The organism is Novosphingobium sp. 1529 (genome assembly GCF_040544855.1).
In the GTDB taxonomy this organism is placed as follows: domain Bacteria; phylum Pseudomonadota; class Alphaproteobacteria; order Sphingomonadales; family Sphingomonadaceae; genus Novosphingobium; species Novosphingobium capsulatum.
The window spans coordinates 171,583-196,573 of sequence record NZ_JBEPKW010000003.1; the positions used below are offsets into that span (position 1 = coordinate 171,583).

Genomic DNA, 24,991 nt, shown 5'->3' on the forward strand with positions numbered 1-24,991 from the left:
CGCTTTTCGCGCTTCCGGTGCTCACGTACCAAAAGTACGCTGCGCTCCGGGTCGCGAAAATCAGCCATTCTCGCACCACCCTGGCCTGAATCCCCACACACCCTAGGCGCCGCGCGATCAACGCGGTGATGGCGCGGGCAGAAACGCCTTGGGAGCAAGCGCCGCAGTGGTGAACCGCGCCAGGGCAATCGCGCCGTGGAAGTGGTTCACCCCATTGCGGCGCATGCCCACGCTGCTGCTGCCCGGCCCCTGCGGCGCAAAGGCCACGCGCGCCTCGCCTTCCAGCACGCCGTTGACATAGCTGCGATAGGTGGTGCCGTCATAGGTCTGCGCAACATGGTACCAGCGCCCCAGCGGATGCAGCCGAGCCGGATCAACCAGGACCTGGTTATAGCCGGCGCCTTTGACAAAGGTGTCGAGATACCACGAGGCGCCCACCACGCGGATTTCGAACAGCATGCGGGTTTCGCCTGGCGGACGGCCGGGCACATCGTCGCTGGCGAGGTGCAGCCAGCGCTGCTCGAACGCGCCACCATCGGGGCGGAACACCGCCTCGGCCGTAAAGCGCGCCGCGCCCGCCAGCGGGTGGCGCGGCAGGATCAGCGCATCGTTCTGCCCGTCGAACGCCACTGCCTTGCCCACCGCGCTGCGCTCCACGCGGGGATGGCCCAGCACCTGCGGCGCCAAGTGGCCGATGCGGGCCAGATTGTCGAACCGCCACACCACCTGGCGCGCCATGGCCAGGCCCGGCGCCAGGGCCAGCAGGGCCAGCGCCAGTGTGCAGAGCCGCCGCGCGATCACGCTCCACCGTCCAGCATGACCACGTTGTTGCGCTGGGTCACTTCGGCTGCGCCCATATCCACGCGCACGCGCAGGCCAGTGGCTGGCGCGCCAGGCGGGATCGCCAACGTGACGCTGGCCGTGCGCGACGCAAGATCGGCCGGCGGCGCCAGGGGCGGCACCGGCGCGCTGGCCAGCACGCGGCCATCGGCGGTTTCCAGGCGCACCTGCCCGGCCGGCGCGGCAACGCTGCCCAGGCTGTGCACGCGCACGGTCAGCTTGCGGCCCTGCCGCACCACGTCATCGGCGCCGATGCCCAGATCGGGGCGGTGTTCGGGCTGGATGGCAGCACGCCGGGCCAGACGGAAGGTCATCACCGTGGTCTGCCCCGGTGCCAAGCGCACCGGAATGGAACCGCCGCGTTCCATTTCCACCTCGCGCGTGGTGACCGGCCCGCTTGCCACATCGGCCTGGCCCGCCGCGATGCCTTGCGTCATGGTCCAGGTGCCGGCCACCACGTTCCAGGTGCCCATATCGGCCGGTTGTTCGCGCGCGGTGGTGTTGTGGGCCAGCACGGTAAAGCCTTCGGGCGTGGCATCGCGCACCAGGATCGCCACCTGCACCGCTGCCTCGGGATCGGCAAAACGCCAGCTCACGGCATTGCCCGGCCAGGTCTGGTTGCGCTTGAGCGCGATGCCGCCCAGCCGCTCACGCTGGAGCAGTTCGTTGGGCGCTTCCACCCGGTCGGTCCACCAATGGCCCTGGGTATACATATACATGTGCTGCGCCTTGTCGGCGATGCCGGCGGCATTGAGCGCTTCAAGCCAGGCGCGATTCCCGGTGGTGTTCCATGCCTCGAACCGGGCGATATCGTTGCCGGCCTGCGCGGCTTTCAGCGTCGCCTCCTGCCATTCGCGGCGCTTGCCCAGCACGGTCAGCGCGTTTTCATTGAGTTCTCCCAACGCCGAGAAATTGCCGGGCGCCAGCCGGCCCAGCACCGGGCGCAGGTATTTGTCATCGCCGGTAAAGCGCCAGGCCGCCCAGGCCGATTGCATCGGCAGGCTGGCGCCGCCGCCATCGCCGGCCCGCTCCGCATCGCTGTTCCAGCTGATATCGTTGGGAAAGCGCCACAGCCCATCAGCGCCCTGCTTGCCATGGGCGAGCAGGCCATCGATCAACCCGGTCACCAGATGGCGCGCGGTAGGATCGGCATTGTACAAGCCCAGCAGCACCGGCGTGTGCATGATGACAAAGCCATAGGGCTTTTGCCAGGCCCAGGGCTCGTCGCGATAGATGTGCCGCCCGCCATACCAGCTTGACGAGATGTGCATGTGCCCGGCCGGATTGGTGCGGATCAGGCCCCCCAGCGCCTTGACGGTGGCCATCATCCGCTCGACCGCCTTGGGCTCTCCCCAGTTGAGGTAGAGCCGCTCGGCATCGGAATTGATGCCTTCTTCATAGACGTGCAGTTCGTCGCTGGTGATATAGCTCAAGCCGTTGACGATCATGCTGTTCTTGTAAACCGCATCCGACAGCGCGCGCAGCGAGGCATTGATCTTGTCGGGATCGACCCCCATCAGCGCCAGCCCCGGCCATTGCTGCGTCAGGTCGGTATCATCGGAAATGCCACCGCCGAAATCGCCATAGGGCACCTGGCGATTGTCGATCCACCAATTAACGAACTGCCGCGCCAGCTTGAGGTCTTCGAGCTGGCGGAACGCCCACAGCGGCATGGCGGCGGGCGGCGTGGGCTGGACGAAGGGGGGCAACTGGTTGGCAGAATAGCCGATATCGGCCCAATAGCGCCGCGCCTCCAGGTTATCGGGATCGACCCGTAGCAGATCGCTGATATCGCCATAGAGCCGGCGATAGAGCGCGGCGCGTTTCGACGCGGTGTGCTCCTCCACCAGGAAGGCCCAGTTGTCTTTCACCTGGTTGAAGCGATCGGCCACATGTTCCTTGAGCGCCGTGGCGCGATCCTTGAACACCAGCCGCACGCCCATGCCATCGAGCGTATCCGCCCCGAAATCGGGCGCGGCAGAGGCGATGGTGAGGTAGAGGCTGTCACCAGTGAGGATGCGATCGCGCAGATCGAGCCACAGCGTGCGCGCCTCTCCCGGCTTTACCGACACCTGCACGTCGATCATGTCGCGCTCGGGCCAGATCGGGTCTTTGACGCGGATATCCAGCGGGATCAGCCCCTGCGCGTTGGGTGTGGCGTGCAGCGCCGGCAGATCGAGTGCCACGCCATCCAGGCCATCGTGGCTGTTTTCCCAGCCATAGTTCCAGGCCCGTGCCAGCGGGCGCCCGGCCGGCGCATCGCCAAAGTTCGATGGGATCAGCACGTGCACCAGCGGCAGATGCGCGCCCGCCTCGCGCCGCGCCGCCGGGTCTCCAGCCGCACTGCCCGCGCCCACCGCCGCGCGCACGCCCTCGCTCGGCAAGGCGACCACCGTGGCCCGCTCTGCTGATGGATAGCGCCCGGCGATGAAGGCATTGAGCGGCGCCAGCGCGCCCAGATCGGTGGCGGCCTGGCTGCGCACGGTATAGCGCAGCTGGAACGTGCCATCCGGCACCGCGCCGGGCTTGATGTCATAGGCCCAGATTTCCTGGATCGGCTGTTCCTGCATCACATTGGTAAAGCGCAGCACGCCGCCCTGGCGCGGCGCCGTGTCGGTAAGCGAGCGCACCACGCCCTGTGGCCGGGCCGCCAGTTTCTGCCAGTTGCCCTGGCCATCGGCCGACCATTCCAGCGCGCCATAGGCCGCGCCGCGAATCTCCACGCGGTTGAAGGCGGCATCGGCCGGCACCGTCAGGCTATAGGCCTTGCCCCCTTCGACATAGACGTTCCAATCGGGCAGTTCGAAATAATCATCACGGCCGGGCAGGCGCGACCGGTTGTAAACGCCTGGCCAGGTGGTTTCGGCGATGCCGTCCACCCCTTTCCACATCCACTCCTTGAGATCCTTGGCATCGGCAAATTCCACCTTGCGCACGGTGGTGACCGGCGCAGGCAGCAACGGCGGGGTCTGGCTGTCCCACCCGAAGCGGTGCAGCCAGGCGGTGCGCGGCGCGGAAGCCGCCGGAGAGGGGGCAGATGGCGGCGCATCGCCATGCGCGGCCAATGCGGCCACGCCGGCGCCATCGAGCATGTGGTCATAGACGCGGATATCGTCGAGATCAGACCCGCGCATGAAGTTGTAGCGGCTTTGCACCTGGTGCGGGGCGATCACCCGGCCCGCCAGGCCGAACTGATCGAGCCCCATGTCGAGATCGGCAGCCTGCGCCTTGGCCGCCACTTCGCGCCCGTCCCAGAACAGCTTGATGCCGCGCGCCTCGTCCCAGGCAAAGGCGATGTGGTGCCAGGCATCGGGCGCCGGGGTTTGCGGGATCGTCCAGCTGATCCGCACGCGCGAAAGATTGGCGTCGGTGACAAAGGCGTCGAACCCATGGCCGTTCCAATCGATGCGCAGGAACGCCATGTCCCAGCTGGAATGATCGGCAGCGCCGGCGCGGAAAATCACGAACGGCGCTTCGCCCACCGGGGTGTGGCTACGCCAGAAGAACGCCAGCGTGCCGCGCTGGGCATAGATATTGCCCGGCGCATTCCACGCGACATAGCCGCCATCGGCCCAGCGCCCCGCCCCGCCCTGCGCGCCATCGGGCACGATCGCCACGTCGCTCTGGAAATTGGGCACGGCATCGCCGCCAGCCTGGGCAGCGGTGAAATCGCGATCGAGCGGGGCGTGGAACAGCAGGCCATCGGCCGGTGCCGCACGCGCGGCAGTGGTGTTCGCCAGGCAAGCCAAGGCCAGCAACGAGGCACCACGCAAGAGCGGATGGGACACGGCAATTCTCCCGATAATTTCAACATTATCTTGTTACGTCACCCCGGACTTGATCCGGGGTGACGAAGGTGACGGGTTACTAACTTTGTTCATGATTCCAGCACACGAAACCGGAAATCGCGAAAGCGCGCCTCGCCCTTGCCGGCTGCATAGAGGCCGGGGCGCAGCATCAGGAAGCCGCCACGCACGTTGTGGTGATAGCCCGAAACCTCCATCCCCCGGTCAAAGCGCTGCCAGGTCTGGCCATCATCGCCGCTGGTGTGCAGCGAGACGATATGCCGATCGTTGCGCAAGCGCATGCGCAGGCGGCGACCATGCGGATTGGCGGGGCGGCCGCGCTCCATGCCATATTGGTGAGTGACGAACGCCTTGGCGTCAAAACCCAGCCCGCAATAGAGCGCCTGATCATAAAACAGCAGCAGGCCGGCGGTGGTTTCGGGATCGATCTCGATCGTGCAGGCAAATTCATAGGCCTGGTCACCGGCGATGAGCAGCAGCGGCGAGGAATCCGCCGGCGCCGTGCCCCGCGCGGCGAGGTGCAGGCAATGATCAGCGACGCGCACCCGGCCCGCTTCATCCGGCGCGGGTTTGAAGAAGTTCCACCGCTTGCCCAGAGCCAGCGTGGCGAAATCGTCTGACAGCGGCAGCCCGTGCGGGCCCGCCGGGCGCCCGCCGCGCGGGCTGGGCAAGGGCATGGAGAGATCACCACCCTTCATGCGGAACCAGCCATCGGCGGTCCATTCCACCGGATCGAGCAGGGTCTGGCGGCCCAGCGTCCAGTAATCGCGTTCAAACCCGTGATAGACCGACCACCAATCGCCACCCGGCCCCGAAAACAGCGTGGCATGGCCGCGTGACCACCACGCCTCTTCCCGGCTGCGCGTGCGCACGATCGGGTTGTGCGGGCAGTTTTCCCAAGGCCCGTGGATGGAGCGGGAGCGCGCGGCGATGACCATGTGCCCGGTCGGCGGGCCGGCCGTGCCGCCCACCGCCGTGATCAGGTAGAACCAGCCGCCATGGGAAACGATCTTGGGCCCCTCGGGCGAAAAGCCTTCGACCGGCCAGCGCTCTGCCGAGGCATCGGAATAGCGCCAGGGATCATAGACATGCTGCACCGCGCCGACTGTCGACAGGCCATCGGAGGCCAGCGCCACGCGGTCTCCGCCCGACAGGAACAGCCAGCGCGAGCCGTCTTCGCCCACGGCATGGCCGGGGTCGATATGGTCGGGCAGGCCCAGGTTGATCGGCGCACTCCATGGCCCGGCGATCTGGTCGGCCCAGATCACATAGGTCGCGTTGGGCCGCGCCTTGGCGGCAAAATAGATGAAATAGCGCCCGGCGTGGCGGCACAGATCCGGCGCCCAGACCGCGCCAACATTCTGCGTCAGCGCGGCGGTAACCGGTTGCCAGTTGAGCAGGTCGCGCGAATGCCAGATGACCAGGCCCGGATAGGAATCAAAGGTGGAAAAGGTCATGTAGTAATCATCGCCATCCTTCAGGATCGAAGGATCGGGGTGATCGCCGGCCATGATCGGATTGCGATAGGTACCATTGCCCTGGTCGGCCACGCGCTGGCCATCGAACCCACGCGGGCGCGCGGCGGGCGCGGCCGTGGCGGGAAGGCTGGCAAGACCGGCGAGCCCCGCCGCACCCACCAGCGCGCCGCGTCGATCGACGCCGCCGCTCATGCTTCGATCCGCACCGGCGCCAGGCGCGGGCTGAGCGCGTGGACCACGGCCAGCGCCACCAGATAGGCGCTGGCGCAGATCGCGAACAGCACTTCATAGCTGTGCGTGGCATCGAGGATATAGCCGGCGAACAGCGCCATGCCCATGCCGCCAAACGCACCCACCGTGCCACCGATACCCACGACAGACCCCACGGCGCCGCGCGGAAACACGTCTGACGGCAGGGTGTAGAGATTGGCGGAAAAGGCCTGGTGCGCGGCCGTGGCCAGGCCGATGATCAAGACCGCCCACCACATGCTGTCCACCCCTTGCACGAACCAGATCGGCAGGACGCAGACCGCGCAGATCAGCATGGTCAGCTTGCGCGCCACATTGGGCGTGCGCCCGGCCTTGATCAGGCGCGAAGACAGCCAGCCGCCGGCGATGCTGCCCAGATCGGAAATCAGGTAGATCGCCGCAAGTGGCAGGCCAAAGCTTTTGAGATCAAGGTTGTAGCGCGTGAACAGATAGCCCGGCAGCCAGAACAGGAAGAACCACCAGATCGGGTCGATCAGGAACTTGCCCAGGGCATAGGCCCAGGTTTCCCGCACGGTGAGCAGGCGCGCCCAGCCGATCGGCTGCACCGGATCGGCCGGATCCTGGCGAATCCAGGCGAGTTCAGCGGCGCTGAGCCGGCTGTGCTGTTCCGGGTGGCGATAGAGCAGCCACCACGCCACCATCCAGGCGATGCCGAACAGGCCGGTGACGAAAAACGCCATGCGCCAATCGAACCACAGCACCAGCAAGGGCACCAGCAGCGGCGTGATGATCGCGCCGACATTGGCGCCGGCATTGAACACGCCGATGGCAAAGGCGCGCTCGCGCTGGGGAAACCAATCGGTGACGGCGCGGATGCCAGCGGGGAAATTGCCGGATTCGCCAATGCCCAGGCCGAACCGGGCCAGCGCGAACGACACCAGCCCCGTGGCAAAGCCATGGGCCATGTGGCTGACCGTCCAGATAATGATGGCGATGGTATAGCCCAGCCGCGCGCCCAGCGCATCGACCACCTTGCCGAACGAGAGATAGCCGATCGCATAGGCAACCTGGAACCAGAACACGATCGCGGCAAAATCGGTTTCCGACCAATGGAAATTGGCGGCCAGCGTGGGCTTGAGCACGCCGATCATCTGCCGGTCGATATAGTTGATCGCCGTGGCGGCGAACAGCAGTGCCACCACCACCCAGCGAACGCGGCCCACCTTGGCCCCGACCTGGATATGCCCGGCCTGGTGTGGCCCAGTCTGCGCTTCCATTGCTTCAACTCCCAATAACGGCGGGCTTTTTGCCCTGCCGGTCTTGCCGCAGCGATCAGGCCCCGAAGGGCTCAGGCCGCCACGATCGTGCAGGCCACGTCGCCATGGCCAACAAAGCTGGCGCGCACCTGCTGCCCCGGCACGACCGGATGCACGCCGGTGACCGCGCCAGTGGAAATCCACAGCCCCCCTGCCGCCGCGATGCCACGGGACGCCAGGTTGCCCAGCAGGAACCGCACCGCGCCCAGCGGGCCATCGAGCATGGTGGCGGTGGTCGCCGCGCCAACGCCGACGCCATCGATCGCCAGGCCCACGGGGATAGAGGCAAAATCAATATCTTGCCACCCAACCAGCGGCGCACCCACGACCAGCCCATAGTTGTTGCCATAGTCTGACACGGTGACCGGCGGGCCATCATCGTTGATGCCGGGATAGGGGGAGGACGCAACCTCGATCCCGATGTGCACGCGATCGAGCAGGGCGCGGGTGGCGGCGTCATCGTCCGGCACCGTGCCGTTCCAGCCCGCCGCCACATGCAGCAGGAATTCCGCCTCGGCCGCGGCAAAACCCTCGGCAAAGACCGGCATGGCGGGCACCTGCCCAGCGCCGGGCGTGACCACGCTATCGGCAAAGATCGGCCCGGCCAGGCGATTGCTCGCCAGCCGCGCATCGTCGGGCGGGTTGATCCGGCCCACTTTCCACCCCGCCACCGTGCGGCCATCGATGGCCAGCGCTGCGTCCTGGATGGCATAGGCCGTGGCCAGATCGGCCGGCATCTGCCCCGGATAGGTGGCCAGCGCGCGCTTTTCACGCCTGGCGGCCACGAATGCTGCGGCTACGGCGCCCGCCTGTGCCGGATCAGCCTGTGCCGCATCTGCCTGTTTCGTCAAACCCATCCCCAACCCATCCCGGGCGGATCGGGCCTTTCACGCGGCTGGAAACCGGTGTCAAAACCCGATACAACGCAATTGAACATGATCCGCCGCGCCCCGTTTATGGCGGGGCAGCATCAGCCTTGCGGCAAGGTAACCGGTGTCATCTTGCCTTTTGTCCCAGCCGAAGGCAAGTCTGAAAAATCGGCGCAGAGCGAGAGACAAGAAGGACACCGGATGGCCAAAGCGCAGAAACCCACGATCAACGATGTGGCGCGCCTGTCAGGGGTGTCGAAAAAGACCGTCAGCCGGGTGATCAACAAGTCTCCGCTGCTCAACCAGGCCACCCGCGAAAAGGTGGAAGCGGTGATCGCGCAGCTCGATTACGTGCCCAACCCACAGGCGCGGGCACTGGCGCTGCGGCGCAATTTCCTGATCGGCCTGATCCATGACAACCCCAACGCGCAGATGGTGCTGGGGGTGCAGGAAGGCATCCTCGATACGATTCGCAGCACCGAATTTGCGCTGGTGGTGCGCCCGGTCGATCGCCATTCGCCCACCCTGCTCGATGATATTCACCGCTTTATCGAGCAGCAGCGCCTCTATGGCGTGATGCTGCTGCCGCCGCTTTCGGAAAATGACGAGCTGGCCCGGCTGTGCCGCGATCTGGGCTGCACCGTGGTGCGCATGGGCTCGGCCCGGCTGGACGACGAGGCCCACTTGGTGGCGTCCAACGACCAGGAAGCGGTGAGCGAGGCAGTGGCCTGGCTCGCCGAATTGGGCCACACGCGAATCGGCTTCATCGCCGGGCCCGATGGCTTCCGCTCTGCTCGCGAGCGCGAACTGGGCTTCATCGCCGGCATGGGCCGCGCCGGCCTGACGATCGACCCCGCCCTGCTGGCGCGCGGCAACTATCAGTTCGAATCGGGTCATGCCGCCGGGCAGCACCTGCTCGGCACCGCCACCCCGCCCACCGCGATCTTTGCCAGCAACGATGAAATGGCCGCCGGCGTCCTGCATGCGGCCTGCGAACGCGGCCTGCGCGTGCCGCACGACCTGTCGATCATCGGTTTCGACGATACCGCCATTGCCGCGCACATCTGGCCCCCGCTCACCACCGTACGCTGGCCGATCCGGGCCATGGCGCGCACCGCCGCGCTCAAGCTGACACGCCCCGAAACCGCCGCGCGCGACGCGGCTTTTTTCCCGTCCGAACTGGTGCGCCGCGCCTCGGCCGTGCGCGCGCCGAGCTGATCATGCGATCGCGGCGCGGGGCGCAAAAGACGTTTGGCACCCTATTGACACCGGTTACCTAAAGCCGATACCACACCTCTCGGCAGCGAAAGGGAGAGTGCGCCATGTATGCCAAGACCTATCACGCGACGCATCCGGACATGATGGATGGTGTTTCCAACGACGCGCTGCGCGATCGCTATCTGGTTTCGGGCATGTTCGTGGCCGGAGAGATCAATCTCAACTATTCGCACAACGAACGCTTCGTGATCGGCGGCGCCGTGCCGGGCGCGCAGCCCTTGCACCTGCCCCGCCAGACCGAGCCCAAGAGCGCGGCCGGGCACACATTGCTGGAACGGCGCGAGATGGGCGTGGTCAACATCGGCGGCCCCGGCTTCGTCACGGTGGACGGGCAGCGCTTTGCCATGGCCAATAAGGAATGCCTCTATGTGCCCATGGGCAGCGAAGAGGTGGTGTTCGAAGGCGAAGGCGCGCGGTTCTACCTGGCCTCCACCCCCGCGCACAAGGCCTTGCCGATCAAGCATATTCCGCTTGACCAGGCCAATCCGCTGGCGCGTGGTGACCTGGCCAATTCCAACCAGCGCACGATCTACCAGCTGGTCATCCCCGGCGTGTGCGACAGCGCGCAGCTGCTGCTCGGCCTGACCGTGCTGGAAGAAGGCAGCGTGTGGAACACGATGCCGCCGCACCTGCATGACCGCCGCAGCGAGATCTACCTCTACTTCGACCTGGCCGAAGAGAACGACCGCATCTTCCACTACATGGGCGAGCCTGACAGCATGCGCCACATCGTGATCGCCAATGAAGAGGCGGTGATCAGCCCGCCGTGGTCGATCCACATGGGCGCGGGCACCAAGAAGTATGCGTTCATCTGGGCCATGGGCGGGGAAAACCTCGACTATACCGATATGAACGCGCTCGATATCTGCCAACTGAAGTAAGCCGCGATGGCGATTTCCTTCAGCCTTGCGGGCAAGACCGCGCTTGTCACCGGCGCCAACACCGGGATCGGCCAGGCCATTGCCGTGGGCTTGGCCCAGGCCGGGGCCGACGTGGCCCTGGCCGGGCGCTCCGAACCGGCCGAAACGCTGGACCTGATCAAAGCGGCCGGGCAGCGCGCGGTGAATATCGCCGCCGATCTGGCCAGCACCGCGCCGGTGGCGCGCGTGGTGAACGAGGCCGTGGCGGCGCTGGGGCGGATCGATATCCTGGTCAACAACGCCGGGATCATCCGCCGCGACGATCTGCTGCAGTTCAGCGAGGCAGACTGGGACGCGGTGATCGATACCAACCTGAAAACCCTGTTTTTCCTGAGCCAGGCCGCCGCCCGCGGCATGGTGGCGCAGGGCAGCGGCAAGATCATCAACATCGCCTCGCTGCTGACTTTCCAGGGCGGCATCCGCGTGCCGAGCTATGCCGCGGCCAAATCCGGCGTGGGCGGCGTGACCAAGGCCATGGCCAACGAACTGGCGCCGCACGGCGTACAGGTCAACGCCATCGCGCCCGGCTATATCGCCACCAACAACACCGCCGCCTTGCAGGCTGACGAGACGCGCAACCGCCAGATTCTGGAGCGGATTCCAGCCGGGCGCTGGGGCGATCCCAGCGATATTGCCGGGGCGGCGGTGTTCCTCGCTTCGCCTGCATCCAACTATGTCACGGGCCACGTGCTGGCTGTTGATGGTGGGTGGCTGGCGCGGTGACCGGGCGTTCGGGCCATATCGTCTGCTTTGGCGAGGTCTTGCTGCGCCTGGCAACGCCTGGCCACCGCCTGATGACGCAGGCCGAAAGCCTGGACCTGGTGGTGGGCGGAGCAGAGGCCAATGTCGCCGCCGGCCTCGCCGCGCTGGGCCATCACGCCGCGCTGCTGACCCGCCTGCCCGCCAGCCCGCTGGGTGACAAGGCGCGCGCGGCGCTGGGCGCGGCGGGGGTCGACACCCGCCATGTCGGGCGGGGCACGGGGCGCATGGGCCTCTATTTCCTGGAAAGTGGCGCAGGGCTGCGCCCGGCGACGATCACCTATGATCGCGCCGGCAGCGTGTTTGCCCAGTCCGCGCCCGGCGATTTCGATTTTGCCCGCGCGCTCGATGGTGCCGCCTTGCTGCACCTGTCGGGCATCACGCCCGCGCTGGGGCCAGGCGGCGTGGCGCTGGCGCAGGCGGCGGTGGCCGCGGCCGATGCGGCGGGCGTGCCAATCTGTTTTGACGGCAATTACCGCGCCATGTTGTGGGACGCGTGGGACAGTGACCCGCGCGCGATCCTGACCGATCTGATGCAATCGGCCAGCATCATGATCGGCAACCACCGCGATATCGCGCTGTTGCTGGCCCAGCCCTTTTCCGGCGACGGGGCGGAGCGGCGGCGCGAGGCAGCCCAGGCCGCCTTTTCCGCGTTCCCGCGCCTGGCGCTGATCGCATCGACCGCGCGGCACATCGCCGGCCCCGATCACCACCGCATTGCCGCGCGGGTGGACGCGCGCGACGGCGCGCACCAGACCGCCGAGGTGGATGTGACCGGCATTGTCGACCGGATCGGCACGGGCGACGCCTTTGCCGCCGGCGTGCTGCACCAGTGGCTCCAGGGCGGAAACGTGGCGGCGATGGCCCAAGCAGGCCTGGCCTATACCGCGCTCAAGCATAGCCAGCCTGGCGATATGTGCACCATCGGCCGGGCCGAACTCGAAGCGTTTTCCGCCAGTGGTGGCGATGTCAGGCGCTGAACGCGCCAAAGCTTAGTAACGACAAGACAAGCGGGAGTGGCAGGATGGACCGGATGACCCGGCGCGGCCTGATGCAGGGCGCGGGCGCCTTGGCGATGATGACCACACCGCTGGGCGCAGGCGCGCGGGCGCGCACTGCGCCGCTGGCCCAGCCCCGCGTGGGGCGCTATCGCGGTCTGCGCGAGGGCGGCGTCATGGCGTTCAAAGGCATCCGCTATGGCCGGGCGGGGCGCTTTGCCCGCGCCGTGGCCGAACCGTTTGACGGGCCAGAGCAAGACGCCACGCAATTTGGCCCGCTCTGCCCGCAGCGCGGCATGACCGGGGCGCCGCAGAGCGAGGATTGCCTGTTCCTCAACGTGTGGACGCCCGATGCCCATCCCGGCGCGCGGCGGGCGGTGATGGTCTATTTCCACGGTGGTGCCTATGCCAATGGCTCGGTCACCGATCCGCTGACGCATGGTTCGCACCTGGCCGCTGGCGGCGACGTGGTGGTGGTGAGCGTCAACCATCGCCTGGGGCCGCTCGGCTATGCCTGGCTGCGCCCGCTGGACGCGCAGGCGGCCGATAGCGGCAACCTGGGGCAGCTGGACCTGATCCTGGCGCTGCAATGGGTGCGCGATCACATTGCCGCGTTTGGCGGCGATCCCGCGCGCGTCATGGTCTTTGGCCAATCGGGCGGCGGCGCCAAGATCGCCACGCTGATGGCGATGCCGGCCGCGCGCGGCCTGTTCCATGCCGCGGCGACGATGAGCGGGCAGCAGGTGCAGGCCAGTGGCCCCGGCCATGCGCTGGCCCGCACGCGCGCATGGATGGCGCGCCTGGGATTGGGCGACGATGGGGTTGCGGCCCTGCGCGCCATGCCGATCGCGCGACTGATCGACGCGCTCGACACCCCGGACCCGATCATGGGTGGCAGCCTCTACTTCGGGCCGGTGCTGGATATGACCAACTTGCCGCGCCATCCGTTCTGGCCCGATGCGGCACCGCAGTCGCTGGATATTCCGATGATCCTGGGCAACGTGCGCGATGAAACGCGCGCGTTTCTCGATCCGCGCGGGCCCAAGCTTGCCGGCCTGAGCTGGGACAACCTGCCGCACCGCATCGCGGCCGAGGTCAAGATCGATCTCGATCCGCAATGGGTGGTGGCACAATACCGCGCGCACGCCCCACAGTGGAGCGCAGAGCAGATCTATTACGCGGCCACCGCCGCCGGGCGATCGTGGCCCGGCCAGGTGATCGAGGCCGACGCACGCGCCGCCGCCGGCGCGCAGGCCACCTGGGTCTACCAGCTCGACCGCCCTTCTCCGCGCGATCCGCTGCGCGGCGCGGCGCATACCGATGATATCCCTTATGTGTTCGGCACGCTGGATGCGCCGGGCAGCTATTCCGGCACCGACGCGCAGGCCCGTGCGCTGAGCGCGATGATGATGGCGGCCTTTTCCGGGCTGGCACGCAGCGGCCGGCCGGGCCTGGCAGATTGGGCGCCCTATCGCCTGCCGGCGCGCGCGACGATGGTGTTCGACGCGGCCCCGCACATGGCAGACGATCCGCGCGGCTGGCAACGCCGGCTATGGGCCACGGCGCCCTATGTGCAGCCGGGGTCATAACCGGCGAATCAGCGCCATGCTGCAGGGCCACGCGCGCAGCATGACGCGGCAAAATGCGCCGCGAGATGGGCGGAATTTCAGTTTATACTATTGAATTACCATATTATTTTTTGATCGACAGCTAGGCGACCGGGTTCTTGACAGGGGAAAGATCGTGCTGCAAAACATATCGTAATGACACCGGTTACCTTTCGCGGCACATGAGGCCTCGAAGGTAGCAAAAGACAACAAGCCCGCCCGATGGCGCGGGCGATCCGCCGTGTGCGGATGGGAGTAGTGTTGCCGGATCGATGCAAGCCATTGCGTGCATTGTTGACACCGGTATCATCCAGCCTCACGGGCTGAGAGGGGATGTGACGATGCGCAAGAATTTTTCCCGAGTTTCCACGCTCAAGATCGCCCTGTTCGCTGGCAGCGCGCTGGCCCTGCCGCATAGCGCGATGGCCCAGGCCGCCCCGCAGGATACCGCCACACCGGCCACAGACGCGGCTGCTGCGGCCCCGGGCACCGGCGATGACCAGACCCCGGCTATCATCGTGACCGGCTTCCGCCAGTCGCTTCAGGCCGCGCTCAACGTCAAGCGCAACTCGGTTTCGGCAGTCGATGCCGTGGTGGCCGAAGACATCGCCAAGTTCCCCGACCAGAACATTGCCGAATCCCTGCAGCGTATTCCCGGCATCTCGATCCAGAAGGACGGCGGCGAAGGCCGCGCGATCACCGTGCGCGGGCTGGGCGCGCAGTTCACCCGCGTGCGCGTCAACGGCCTGGAAACGATCACGACCTCGTCCGACGGCGCCTCGGCCAACCGTGATCGCTCGTTCGATTTCAACGTCTTCGCCTCGGAACTGTTCAGCAGCCTGGTGGTCCACAAGACCGCCGAGGCGAGCCTGGACGAAGGCTCGCTGGGCGCAGTGGTCGATCTCAACACCGGCAATCCGCTGGCCGGCAAGACCGGGCTGACCGCCGTGCTCAACGTGCAGGGTTCGTATAACGACCTGTCGAAGAATGTCGGGCCGCGCGTTGCCGGGCTGCTGTCGTGGAAGAACGATGCCGGCACGCTGGGCGTCAATCTCTCGGCCGCCTATTCGCACACCGATACGCTGGAAACCGGCAACAATACGGTGCGCTGGTCGCAGGCCTATTTCAATTCGGTGGGCGGCACGCCGTGCTTCTATTCGGTCGCCGGCGCCAGCGGCGGCAATGCAGTGAACAGCGGCGGGTTCTATCGCCCCTCGGCCGCGTGCGATGCCGCTGCGCTCTCGTTCCACCCGCGCATTCCGCGCTATGGCGTGGTCGAACACGATCGCCGCCGCCTGGGCCTGACCGGTTCGATCCAGTTCGAACCCAGCACCCACACCAAGATCTCGATCGACGCGCTCTATTCCTCGTTCAAGGAAGACCGCAAGGAAAAGTGGCTGGAAGTACTGGCCCGCTCCAACGAGCGCAGCTTCAACGTGGTCAACCCGGCGTACGACAGCAATGGCAACATGGTCAGCGGCACGTTCAACAATGCCTATGTCCGCACCGAAAGCTATCTGCGCCAGTCCAATACCAAGTTCTACCAGGTGGGCGCCACCTGGGACCAGGACGTATCGGACAGCCTGCGCTTCACCCTGCTGGGCGGCATTTCGCAGTCTGACGCGGATATCCCGGTGGAAAGCACGATCGCCTACGACAGCAAGGGCGCCAACGGCTTCGCGTTCGATTACAGCAACATGAAAGCGCCGGTGCTGAGCTATGGGATCGACGTGACCAACCCGGCCAATTTCCAGCTGGCCGAAATCCGCGATCGCCCGTCTTATGTCACCAACAAGTTCAAGACAGTGCAACTGCGCACCGAATGGGATGTGACCAAGGGCTTTACCGTCAAGCTGGGCGGCGTGTGGCGCCGCTACAACTTCCAGACCCAACTGTGGACGCGCGACACGGTGGCCTGTTCGGGTAACGGCAAGCCCGACCTGATCCTGGGCACCACCACCTGCTCGTCCAGCGTCTATGGCCTGCCTGTCACGTCGAGCATTTCCGATCTGGTCAGCCTGGGCGATGCCGGGCAACCGGGTGGCACCACCTCGCAGTTCCTGGCGGCCAACATCGGCTCGGCCGCTGCCTATACCAATCTCTATGGCCGCACCCAGGTCGAAGATCTCGGCTCCAACCGCCAGGTGCAGGAAACCACGTCGGGCGGCTATCTGCAGTTTGACGTTAAGGGTGATCTGTTCGGGCTGGAATATGCCGGCAACGCGGGCATCCGCTATGCCCACACCGATCAGCGGTCCACCGGCTATACCGCAGGCGTCGCCGCCACGGTGGGCCGCACCTACAACGACTGGCTGCCCTCGTTCAACATCGCGTTCTATCCGCACCGCGACGTGATCCTGCGCGGCGCCATTGCCAAAGTCATCACCCGGCCTTCGCTGGGCAATCTCAATCCCGGCGGCTCGGTCGACGGGTTCAACTATCGCGTTACCTTCGGCAACCCGTTCCTCAACCCCTATCGCGCCACCAATTTCGACGTGTCGGCCGAATGGTATTTCGCGCCGCAGGCGCTGCTGTCGGTGGCCGGCTTCATCAAGCAGATCCAGAGCTTCCCGGTCTCGGGCACTTATACCGCCACGCTGCCACAGCTCGGGCTCGATCGCTCGGTGCTCACGCCCAGCTCGCCCGCCTACATCAACTATGACCCGACGCAGGAGTATATCGTGTCCTCGCAGGTCAACGGCGCGGGGGCCACGCTCAAGGGCATCGAAGTGGCCTTGCAGCTGCCCTTCACGTTCCTGCCCAGCTTCCTCAGCCACACCGGGTTCCAGGGCAATGCCACGCTGATCAAGAGCGACGCTGATTACACCATCACTGGCCCGGCGGTGAGCGCCTGCACGCGCAATGCGTCCGGTGCCTGCACGCTGGCCGGGGTTTCGGCGATCTATAACCAGACCCTGCTCAACGTCTCGAAGCGGGCCTGGAACGCCACGCTCTATTACGATGATGGCAAGTTCAGCATTCGCGGCTCGGTCAGCTATCGTGGGCCCTTCGTCGACGGCACCAGCGCCACCGGCAACGTGTTCGAAGGCTATGGCGCCTATACCAGCGTGGATGCCGCGGTGCGCTACAAGATCCGGCCGTGGCTGGAACTGTCGATCGATGGCAACAACCTGACCGACGCCTATCGCTATCGCTTCACCGACGAAACGGCGCAGCGCAATTACGAGAACAACCACTTTGGCCGCACCATCCTGTTTGGCGCCCGCGCCAAGCTGTAAGGCCAGGGCCTGAACCACGCCTCCCCCCGCCCACGTCATCCCGGACTTGATCCGGGATCCCGCTTCCTTCTGCACTTCGGGAGAACAGCGAGACCCCGGGTCTAGCCCGGGGTGACGATGGGAAGAATTATCCAGACCTGAGGAAGCACTGCCCATGACGCTTGCCCATGACTCTTGATCGTCGCGCTCTGGTGGCCCGGACGCTGGCGATCGGGGCTTGGGCAGCGGCCCGGCCGGCGCTGGGGCAAACCCCGCCACCGGCCGGGCCGCGTGGCACGCCACCCGGATTGCCGCAGCCGGTCGAAACGATCGACCTGTGGCCGGGCGGCGCGCCGGGTCTGCCACAGGATCGGCCCGGCGGCAGGCTGATCGAAACCGTCAACGAACGATCGACCGACAGCCTGGTCAACGACCGCGCGGTGCTTGGCGTGACCCGCCCGCGCCTGGCGGTGTTCCGCCCCGATCGCCCCAATGGCGCGGCGGTGATGATCACGCCAGGCGGCGGCTATCGCTGGGTGGTGGTCGACAAGGAAGGCTATGAAATCGGCCGCTGGCTGGCCGCGCGCGGGTTCACCGCGTTCGTCCTGTTCTATCGCCTGCCGGGTGATGGCTGGGCATCGGGCGCCGATACCCCGCTGGCCGATGCGCAGCGGGCGATGCGCCTGATCCGCCATCGCGCGCGCGATTACGCGATCGATCCCGAGCGCGTGGCGGCGATGGGCTTTTCCGCTGGCGGCCATGTCTGCGCCGACCTGGCCGCGCGCTTTGCCGTGCCGATCTATACCCCGCGCGATGCCGCAGACGCATTGTCGGCTCGGCCGCACAGCGCCGCGCCGATCTATCCCGTGGTCAGCATGGACCCGGCTATTGCCCATCCTGGATCGCGGCAGCTGCTGCTGGGTGATTATCCCTCCCTGGCCGCGCAGGTGGCGCATTCGCCCGATCGCTGCGTGCCGGCAGACGCTCCGCCGCATTTCCTCTGCCATGCCGAGGATGATGACGTGGTGCCGGTGGAAAACACCGTGCGCCTACGCGCCGCGCTCAAAGCGCGAGGCATCCCGCTGGAAATGCATCTCTTTGCCAATGGCGGGCATGGCTTTGGCCTGCGCCGCGCGATGGGCAAGCCGGCGGCGGCCTGGCCCGATCTGTGGCGGGCCTGGGCCGCCACGGTGGGGCTGGCGTGAGCGCGCCATATCTGCGCATAGAACAGGGGCATGACCGACCGCCCTGCCCCCTTTCCAGAAAGCGCGCCCGCCGCTGACCATCCGCGCCACGGCGAACCGACGATCGAGGACGTGGCCGCCGCCGCCGGGGTTTCGATCCGCACCGTCTCGCGCGTGCTCAACAAGTCACCCAAGGTCAACGCGCAGACGCGTGAACGGATCGAGGCGGCGATTGCGGCGCTGCAATTCCGCCCCAGCCTGCGCGCCCGCGCCCTGGCGATGGGGCGATCGTTCCTGATCGGGTTGATCCACAACGATCGCAACGCGCTGGTGCTCGATTCCATCCAGCGCGGCATCGTGTCGGTCAGTTCGGCACACGGCTATGAACTGATCGTCCATTCCACCCCGCGCGAGGGTGAGGCGGCAATTGCCGATACCCTGGCCTTTGCCGGGCGATCGCGCGTGGACGGTTTGATCGTGCTGCCGCCGATCTCGGGCGTGGCCGGCCTGGCGCAGGCGCTGGAGGCGGCCAAAGTGCCGGCCGTGGCGGTTTCGGCCGTGCCACTCGATGGGTTTGCCGGGGTGGTGTTGAGCGACGAGCGCGGCGCCGGCGCGCAAGTGGCGCGCCATCTGCTGGGACTGGGCCATCGCCGCCTGGGTCTGGTCAACGGGCCGGAAGACATGGCCTCTGCCCGCGAGCGCCGCGCCGGTTTCCTGGCGGAAATCGCCACGGTGCCCGATGCGCGGGTGGCCGAAGCGGCAGGCGACTATGGCTTTGCCGCCGGCATCGCGGCGGCAGAGGCCCTGCTGGCCGCACCCGACGCGCCCACCGCGATCTTTGCCGCGAACGACATCATGGCCGCCGGCGTGCTCAAGGTGGCGGCGCGGCGCGGCATTGCCGTGCCGGGGCAGCTTTCCGTAGTGGGCTTTGACGGCAGCATGCTGGCGCAGATGGTAAGCCCGGCGCTCACCTCGGTCACGCGGCCGTTCGGCGCGATGGCTGCGGCGGCCACCGGCGACCTGATCGCGCGGATCGAGGGCGGCAGCCCGCCGCCCCCGTTTCATCCCGAACTCATCCTTACCCCGGCCGAGAGCAGCGGGCCGGCGCCGGGCTAAACAGGTTCCAGCTGGCCGGCGGCCAGCGCGGCATGCGCCTTGGCCACCGCATCGAAAAGCCGCGCATCCTGACCCAGCGGGCCGAACACCGCTGGCATGGCCAGCACGGCCCGCCAATCGCTGGCCCGCGCCAGCAGGTCTGCCGCCAAGGGATCGGTGATCGCGGTGCCGCTGCGCGCGGCGTGTTCCAGAAAGCGCAGCCAGGCCGCGATCGGCACGGCCAGCCGGGTGATCGGCCGGCCTGCTTCCAGCGCCTCGCGCACTGTGCCAAGCAGGCGGTAGGGCAGCTTTTGCGAGCCATCCCAGGCGATCTGCGAGAGCAGGTGGCGGATCGCCGGATTGGCAAAGCGCGCCAGCACATCGGCAATATAGGCCGACAGGTCCAACCCCGGCGGCGCCTTGACCGAGGGCGCGATATCCTCGCGCATCAGGCGTTCGACAAACCTGGCAAGGGCCACGTCCTGCATCGCCTGGGCGACGGTTTCATGGCCCAATCCCAGCCCGACATAGGCGAGCGTGGAATGCGCGCCATTGAGCAGGCGCAGCTTGGCCATCTCGAACGGGCGCACATCGGCGGCGAACGTCACCCCGGCCAGATCGAGTGCCGGGCGCTCCCCGGCAAAGCGATCCTCGATCACCCATTGGGTAAAGCCTTCGCGCTGGATCGGCCAGGCATCGTCAAGCCCGGTCGCGGCGGCCACTTGCGCGCGCAAGGCATCGTCGGTGGCCGGCGTGATCGAATCCACCATGGCATTGGGAAAGCGCACCTGATCGGCCATCCACGCTGCGGTCTGCGGGTCCACGGCCTGGGCCAGGGCCAGGGTGGCGGCCTCCAGCTTGCGGCCATTGTCGGTCAGGTTGTCGCATGACAGCACGGTCAGGCCAGGCAAGCCGGCGCGGCGTCGCGCACCCAGGCCCTGGACCAGCCAGCCGATGAAGCTTTGCGGCACCCAGCTGTCGTTTCCGGCCCCGGTGAGGTCGGCAGTGATCGCGGGGTGGGTGATATCGAGCGTGCCATCGGCGCCCAGGCAATAGCCCTTTTCGGTCACCGTGGCGCTGATGATCCGGGTATCGGCATGGGCCATGGCGCCAAGGATTGCCTGCGGCGCCTTGCCGGTCAGCACCTGGCCAATGCTACCGATCACGCGATAGCGCGTCTGCCTATCCAGCAAGGCCAGCGTATAAAGCCCGCCCTGCGGCCCCAGCGCCTGGGCCACGCCCTGCGAATGCAGGCTGACGCCGGTGATGCCCCAGCGCGGATCGTGCGCCAGCAGCGTGTCGAACGCGGCGGCCTGGTGCGCGCGGTGAAACGCGCCAGGGCCGAAATGGACCACGCCAGCGCGCATGGCGCCGCGATCATAGGTGGGCCGCGCCACATCGCCGGGCAACAGCGCCAGCGTTTCGGGCGATAGGCGCGTCATGCGGGCACCGGCAGGCCATAGGCGCGGCGCACCAGGCCCGTGGTCAATTCCACGATCAGATCGGCCGCTTCCCAATCGGCCAGGCGGTGTTCGGCCACCAGCCGCGCCAGGAAACCGCAATCGATCCGCCGGGCCACATCGTGCCGCGCCGGGATCGACAGGAACGCGCGCGTATCATCGTTGAAGCCCACGGTGTTGTAGAACCCGGCGGTCTCCGTGGTCATTTCACGGAAGCGGCGCATGCCTTCGGGGCTGTCGTGGAACCACCAGGCCGGCCCCAGCTTGAGGCAGGGATAATGCCCGGCCAGCGGCGCCAGTTCGCGGGCATAGGTCGTCTCGTCCAGCGTGAAGAGGATGATCTTGAGCGCCGGCTCGTTGCCGAACAGATCGAGCATCGGGCGCAGCGCCTCGACATATTCGGTGGCGCGGGGAATGTCGGCGCCCTTGTCGCGGCCGTGGCTGGCAAACAGCTGGGCATTGTGATTGCGCGTGGCGCCGGGATGGATCTGCATCGTCATCCCGTCGTCCAGGCTCATCCGCGCCATTTCGGTCAGCATCTGGGCGCGGAACAGTTCGGCCTCGGCAGCATCGGCCTTGCCGCCAATCACCTTGGCAAACAGCGCCTCGCATTCGCTGCGCGATAGGTTGGCGGTGCGCGGGGTGAGGAAGCCATGGTCGGTGGCGGTGGCGCCCATCGCGCGGAAATCGGCGCGGCGGCGGCGGTGCGCGGCGAGATAACCGGCCCACGTCGTCACGTCTTCGCCGCTGAGCGCCGCAAAGCGCACCATGTCGCGGGCAAAGGCATCGTGTTCGGGGTCGATCACCGAGTCCGGGCGATAGGTCGTCACGACATTGCCTTGCCAGCCCGAGGCGCGGATCGCCTGGTGGTGGGCAAGGTCGTCGGCCGCGCCTTCGGTGGTGGCCAGCAGTTCGATGTTGAAGCGCTCGAACAGCGCACGCGGGCGGAACGCCGGGCTGGCCAGCGCCGCACCGATCGCGTCGTAATAGTGATCGGCACTCGTTTCATCGAGCGTCTGGTCGATGCCGAACACCTCGGCAAAGACGTGGTTCAGCCATATCGCCGAAGGGGTGCCGCGGAACAGGTGCCAATGCGCGGCAAATGTGCGCCAGGCCTCGCGCGGATCGGTGGCGGGCAGCGCCCCACCCTGGCGCGGCACGCCCAGCGCATCGAGCGACACACCCTGCGAATAGAGCATGCGGAACAGGTAATGGTCGGGCGCCAGCAGCAGCTGCGTGGCATTTTCCCACGGTGCGTCAGTGGCAAACCATTCCGGGTCGGTATGGCCGTGCGGGCTGATGATCGGCGCCTGGGCGACCGTGGCATAGAGCGCGCGGGCAATCGCGCGGGTGTCCGGATCGGCGGGAAACAGGCGATCGGGATGAAGAACCAATCTGGGCATCGACAACAGGCCTCTTGCAGGATCGCTGGCGGGTCTAGTGGATTGTGCCAGCGCTGGCAACGGTGTAACGCAAGCCTATGACCGAGGCCATTTACACCCTCCCCGACGCGCTCAAGATCGCGCCCAACGACGATGTTGCCGTGGCCTTGCAGCCACTTGCCGCCGGGCAGCAGGTGATGATCGAGGGCAGCGCGATCACGCTGCGCCAGGCGATCCCGGCCGGGCACAAGTTTGCCCTGGCCGCGCTGGCCCCAGGCGCAGCGGTGCATCGCTATGGCGCGCGGATCGGCCTAGCCACCGCGCCGATCGCGCCGGGTGATCACGTCCACAGCCACAATGTGAAGACCGCGCTAGGCGGCGAACTGGCCTATGCCTTTGCCGCGCCAGCCGCGCCCCGCGCCGCGCACGATGGCCAGACGCCGCATTTCATGGGCTATGCCCGCGCCGATGGCCGCGTGGGCACGCGCAACGAGGTGTGGATCCTGCCCACAGTGGGCTGCGTCGGCCGGCTGGGCGAGCGGTTGGCGCAGCGCGGCCAGGCCATGGTCGCCGCCATGCCGGGCGCGGCGATTGATGGCGTTCACGCGTTCAACCATCCGTTCGGCTGTTCACAGCTTGGCGCCGATCTTGATGGAACGGCCGCGATCCTGGCCGCGCTGGCCTGCAATCCCAATGCCGGGGGCGTGCTGCTGCTTGGACTGGGCTGCGAATCCAACCAGCTCGATGCACTGCTGGCGCGCATTCCTGCCAGTCGGCGCGATCGCCTGCGGGTGCTGCGCGCGCAATCGGAAAGTGATGAGTTCGCCGCCGGGGAAGCCCATCTGGCCGATCTGCTCGGCCTGATGGCGCAGGACACGCGCAGCACCGTGCCGCTTTCCGCCCTGCGCCTTGGCGTCAAATGCGGGGGATCGGATGCGATGAGCGGGCTGACCGCCAACCCGCTGATCGGGCGAATGACCGATGCGGTGACGCAAGCCGGCGGCACTGCCATCCTTACCGAAATTCCCGAGATGTTCGGCGCGGAAACCCTGCTCCTTGGCCGCGCCACCAGCCCTGATGTGTTTGATCGGCTCTCCACCCTGGTCAATCGCTTCAAGCGCTATTTCCTCGACCATGGGGAGCCGGTTTCGGAAAACCCCAGTCCCGGCAACATCGCCGGCGGCATCACCACACTGGAGGAAAAGTCGCTGGGCGCGGTGCAAAAGGGCGGCCAGGCCCTGGTGACCGACGTGATCGACTATGGCGGCCAAGTCAGCCAGGCGGGCCTCACCGTGCTGGAAGCGCCGGGCAACGACGCTGTTTCCACCACCGCGCTGGCCGCGGCCGGCGCCACGCTCACGCTGTTTTCCACCGGACGCGGCACGCCGCTGGGCAGCCCGGTGCCCACGGTCAAGATCGCCTCGAACAGCGCGCTGGCCGAGCACAAGCCGGGCTGGATCGATTTCGATGCCGGCCAGGCCCTCAACATCGGCACGAACGCGGCGGCCGACGCACTGCTCGCGCAGATAGTGGCCATCGCCAGCGGCACGCCTGCCCGCAACGAAGCCAACGACGAACGCGCCATCGGCATCTGGAAGCGCGGCGTGACGCTTTAAAAGATCGGCCGAGTCAGCTTGAGCAGCGCGGCTGCATCGCGCACGTGGCGTTCCCAGGTGCTGCCGGCATAGGGCGCGCAGGCAAAGCTGACGGTCAGGCGATCATCGCGCATACCATCGACCCAGCGCAGCGCAACGTTGCCGCCCGCATCGCCCGTGGCCGTGCAGCCCTCGGTGCCCGAAATCGCCTTGACGCCCAGCGGGCGATCGCCGGCCAGCGCGGCGATGAACGCATCGGCATTCTGCCCCCGCGTCTTGGTCGGGGTGCGGCGATAGACCCATTTCTGGTGCACGATATCCCAGCTGCCACGCTCGATCAGCACTTCGCCAGTGGGCGAAACCGACAGCCTGACCGTCTCGCAATCCTTGCAGGCGGTGGGCGGTGACACCGTGACGATCAGCGTGGAAATGGCGACCGGCGGGGGTGGCGGCGGCGGAGGTGGGGGCGGGGGCGGCGGCTCTGGCGCGTGGTTGACGACGATCGGCGGCGCCTCCGGCTCGGGCGCCGGGGGCGGAGGGGGAGGAGGAGGCGGTGGTGGTAGCGGAGCGACCGGCATGACCTTTGCCGGTGCAGGCGCCGGTGCCGGTGCCGGTGCCGGCGGCTCTTCTGTGTGGGGGATCACGTCGGCGATCGGGCCAGCGTCGGGCGCGGGCGCCGCCTCGCTCTGCGCTGGCGGAGTGGGCGCTGGCGGGGTTGGAGCCGGCGTCGGCGTGGGTGTAGCGGCGGGCGGCACCGGTACCGGCTCGGCAACCGGTGCGGGCGCCTCTGGTGCCACCGGCTCGACCGGCGCCGTACGGCTGGGCGCTGCAGGCTTCTCCACCGGCCGGCCCAGGCGGGCGGCGGCGGCGTGGGGGTGGAGCAGCGCCGGGCCGCAGCCCTCCAGCGCCATCAGCGCGCCACAGGCCACGCCGGCCAAGACGAGACGCCCCAAGGAAACCTGCATCATCACCATCC

At 67.3% G+C, this 24,991-nt stretch carries 17 protein-coding genes; 9 read left to right on the forward strand and 8 right to left on the reverse strand.

Going from position 1 to position 24,991, the window contains the following annotated elements; translation table 11 throughout:
* Positions 1-117: 117 nt before the first annotated feature.
* The 5 genes from ABIC78_RS08775 to ABIC78_RS08795 form a co-directional block, all read right to left on the reverse strand.
* Entirely contained in the window at positions 118-801 is a 684-nt protein-coding gene (locus tag ABIC78_RS08775; RefSeq protein ID WP_354489036.1) for a LamG domain-containing protein, read from the reverse strand.
* Entirely contained in the window at positions 798-4,628 is a 3,831-nt protein-coding gene (locus ABIC78_RS08780; RefSeq protein ID WP_354489037.1) for a LamG-like jellyroll fold domain-containing protein, read from the reverse strand. The genes ABIC78_RS08775 and ABIC78_RS08780 overlap by 4 nt, the downstream gene beginning before the upstream one ends.
* Before the next feature lie 89 nt (positions 4,629-4,717).
* Entirely contained in the window at positions 4,718-6,316 is a 1,599-nt protein-coding gene (locus ABIC78_RS08785) for a family 43 glycosylhydrolase (protein WP_354489039.1), read from the reverse strand.
* The gene (locus tag ABIC78_RS08790; protein ID WP_171793373.1) at positions 6,313-7,611 is read right to left on the reverse strand and encodes an MFS transporter; all 1,299 of its coding nucleotides are present in this window, start codon (positions 7,609-7,611) and stop codon (positions 6,313-6,315) included. Before ABIC78_RS08790 ends, ABIC78_RS08785 begins: the two co-directional genes overlap by 4 nt.
* 71 nt (positions 7,612-7,682) lie before the next feature.
* Positions 7,683-8,507 (reverse strand): 2-keto-4-pentenoate hydratase, encoded by an 825-nt coding sequence (locus ABIC78_RS08795; protein ID WP_171796673.1) that lies wholly within the window; start codon positions 8,505-8,507, stop codon positions 7,683-7,685.
* 213 nt (positions 8,508-8,720) lie between these two features.
* On the opposite strand from ABIC78_RS08795, the gene ABIC78_RS08800 reads away from it, so the two are divergent.
* The 8 genes from ABIC78_RS08800 to ABIC78_RS08835 all read left to right on the forward strand — a co-directional run bounded on the left by ABIC78_RS08800 (position 8,721) and on the right by ABIC78_RS08835 (position 19,599).
* The gene (locus ABIC78_RS08800) at positions 8,721-9,737 is read left to right on the forward strand and encodes a LacI family DNA-binding transcriptional regulator (protein ID WP_022677926.1); all 1,017 of its coding nucleotides are present in this window, start codon (positions 8,721-8,723) and stop codon (positions 9,735-9,737) included.
* 104 nt (positions 9,738-9,841) lie between these two features.
* A complete protein-coding gene (kduI, locus tag ABIC78_RS08805; protein WP_022677927.1) occupies positions 9,842-10,678 on the forward strand; it encodes a 5-dehydro-4-deoxy-D-glucuronate isomerase in 837 nt (278 codons plus the stop codon).
* A 6-nt stretch (positions 10,679-10,684) separates the two neighbouring features.
* Positions 10,685-11,440 (forward strand): 2-dehydro-3-deoxy-D-gluconate 5-dehydrogenase KduD, encoded by a 756-nt coding sequence (kduD, locus tag ABIC78_RS08810; protein ID WP_354489042.1) that lies wholly within the window; start codon positions 10,685-10,687, stop codon positions 11,438-11,440.
* Positions 11,437-12,456: a sugar kinase gene (locus tag ABIC78_RS08815; protein WP_174544784.1), complete on the forward strand. Its 1,020-nt coding sequence runs from the start codon at positions 11,437-11,439 to the stop codon at positions 12,454-12,456. The genes kduD and ABIC78_RS08815 overlap by 4 nt, the downstream gene beginning before the upstream one ends.
* A gap of 44 nt (positions 12,457-12,500) precedes the next feature.
* Positions 12,501-14,063 carry a carboxylesterase/lipase family protein gene (locus tag ABIC78_RS08820; RefSeq protein ID WP_354489044.1) on the forward strand — a complete coding sequence of 521 codons (1,563 nt, stop codon included), beginning with the start codon at positions 12,501-12,503 and terminating at the stop codon, positions 14,061-14,063.
* Between the two features lie 359 nt (positions 14,064-14,422).
* Entirely contained in the window at positions 14,423-17,320 is a 2,898-nt protein-coding gene (locus ABIC78_RS08825; RefSeq protein ID WP_354489046.1) for a TonB-dependent receptor, read from the forward strand.
* Between the two features lie 167 nt (positions 17,321-17,487).
* A complete protein-coding gene (locus tag ABIC78_RS08830; protein WP_354489048.1) occupies positions 17,488-18,504 on the forward strand; it encodes an alpha/beta hydrolase in 1,017 nt (338 codons plus the stop codon).
* A gap of 30 nt (positions 18,505-18,534) precedes the next feature.
* On the forward strand, positions 18,535-19,599 hold the full coding sequence (locus tag ABIC78_RS08835) for a LacI family DNA-binding transcriptional regulator (protein ID WP_354489050.1): 1,065 nt from the start codon (positions 18,535-18,537) through the stop codon (positions 19,597-19,599).
* On the opposite strand, the gene ABIC78_RS08840 is transcribed toward ABIC78_RS08835, so the two are convergent.
* Both ABIC78_RS08840 and uxaC read right to left on the reverse strand, forming a co-directional pair.
* Positions 19,596-21,020 carry a mannitol dehydrogenase family protein gene (locus tag ABIC78_RS08840; RefSeq protein ID WP_354489051.1) on the reverse strand — a complete coding sequence of 475 codons (1,425 nt, stop codon included), beginning with the start codon at positions 21,018-21,020 and terminating at the stop codon, positions 19,596-19,598. The genes ABIC78_RS08835 and ABIC78_RS08840 overlap by 4 nt on opposite strands.
* Complete coding sequence (uxaC, locus tag ABIC78_RS08845; protein WP_354489052.1) at positions 21,017-22,441, reverse strand: glucuronate isomerase; 1,425 nt, start codon at positions 22,439-22,441, stop codon at positions 21,017-21,019. Before uxaC ends, ABIC78_RS08840 begins: the two co-directional genes overlap by 4 nt.
* A 77-nt stretch (positions 22,442-22,518) precedes the next feature.
* Here uxaC and ABIC78_RS08850 point away from each other — a divergent pair, with 77 nt between their 5' ends.
* Positions 22,519-24,036, forward strand: a complete 1,518-nt coding sequence (locus ABIC78_RS08850; RefSeq protein ID WP_354489054.1) for a UxaA family hydrolase — start codon at positions 22,519-22,521, stop codon at positions 24,034-24,036.
* Here the strand turns inward: ABIC78_RS08850 and ABIC78_RS08855 are convergent.
* The gene (locus ABIC78_RS08855; RefSeq protein ID WP_354489056.1) at positions 24,033-24,983 is read right to left on the reverse strand and encodes a hypothetical protein; all 951 of its coding nucleotides are present in this window, start codon (positions 24,981-24,983) and stop codon (positions 24,033-24,035) included. The genes ABIC78_RS08850 and ABIC78_RS08855 overlap by 4 nt on opposite strands.
* Positions 24,984-24,991: the final 8 nt, after the last annotated feature.

Coding starts and splice junctions, on each gene's coding strand:
- ABIC78_RS08785 (WP_354489039.1), bottom strand. CDS start 6,316: ATGAGCGGCGGCGTCGATCGACGCGGCGCGCTGGTGGGTGCGGCGGGG.
- ABIC78_RS08790 (WP_171793373.1), bottom strand. CDS start 7,611: ATGGAAGCGCAGACTGGGCCACACCAGGCCGGGCATATCCAGGTCGGG.
- ABIC78_RS08795 (WP_171796673.1), bottom strand. CDS start 8,507: ATGGGTTTGACGAAACAGGCAGATGCGGCACAGGCTGATCCGGCACAG.
- ABIC78_RS08800 (WP_022677926.1), top strand. CDS start 8,721: ATGGCCAAAGCGCAGAAACCCACGATCAACGATGTGGCGCGCCTGTCA.
- kduI (WP_022677927.1), top strand. CDS start 9,842: ATGTATGCCAAGACCTATCACGCGACGCATCCGGACATGATGGATGGT.
- kduD (WP_354489042.1), top strand. CDS start 10,685: ATGGCGATTTCCTTCAGCCTTGCGGGCAAGACCGCGCTTGTCACCGGC.
- ABIC78_RS08820 (WP_354489044.1), top strand. CDS start 12,501: ATGGACCGGATGACCCGGCGCGGCCTGATGCAGGGCGCGGGCGCCTTG.
- ABIC78_RS08825 (WP_354489046.1), top strand. CDS start 14,423: ATGCGCAAGAATTTTTCCCGAGTTTCCACGCTCAAGATCGCCCTGTTC.
- ABIC78_RS08830 (WP_354489048.1), top strand. CDS start 17,488: ATGACTCTTGATCGTCGCGCTCTGGTGGCCCGGACGCTGGCGATCGGG.
- ABIC78_RS08835 (WP_354489050.1), top strand. CDS start 18,535: ATGACCGACCGCCCTGCCCCCTTTCCAGAAAGCGCGCCCGCCGCTGAC.
- ABIC78_RS08840 (WP_354489051.1), bottom strand. CDS start 21,020: ATGACGCGCCTATCGCCCGAAACGCTGGCGCTGTTGCCCGGCGATGTG.
- uxaC (WP_354489052.1), bottom strand. CDS start 22,441: ATGCCCAGATTGGTTCTTCATCCCGATCGCCTGTTTCCCGCCGATCCG.
- ABIC78_RS08850 (WP_354489054.1), top strand. CDS start 22,519: ATGACCGAGGCCATTTACACCCTCCCCGACGCGCTCAAGATCGCGCCC.
- ABIC78_RS08855 (WP_354489056.1), bottom strand. CDS start 24,983: ATGATGCAGGTTTCCTTGGGGCGTCTCGTCTTGGCCGGCGTGGCCTGT.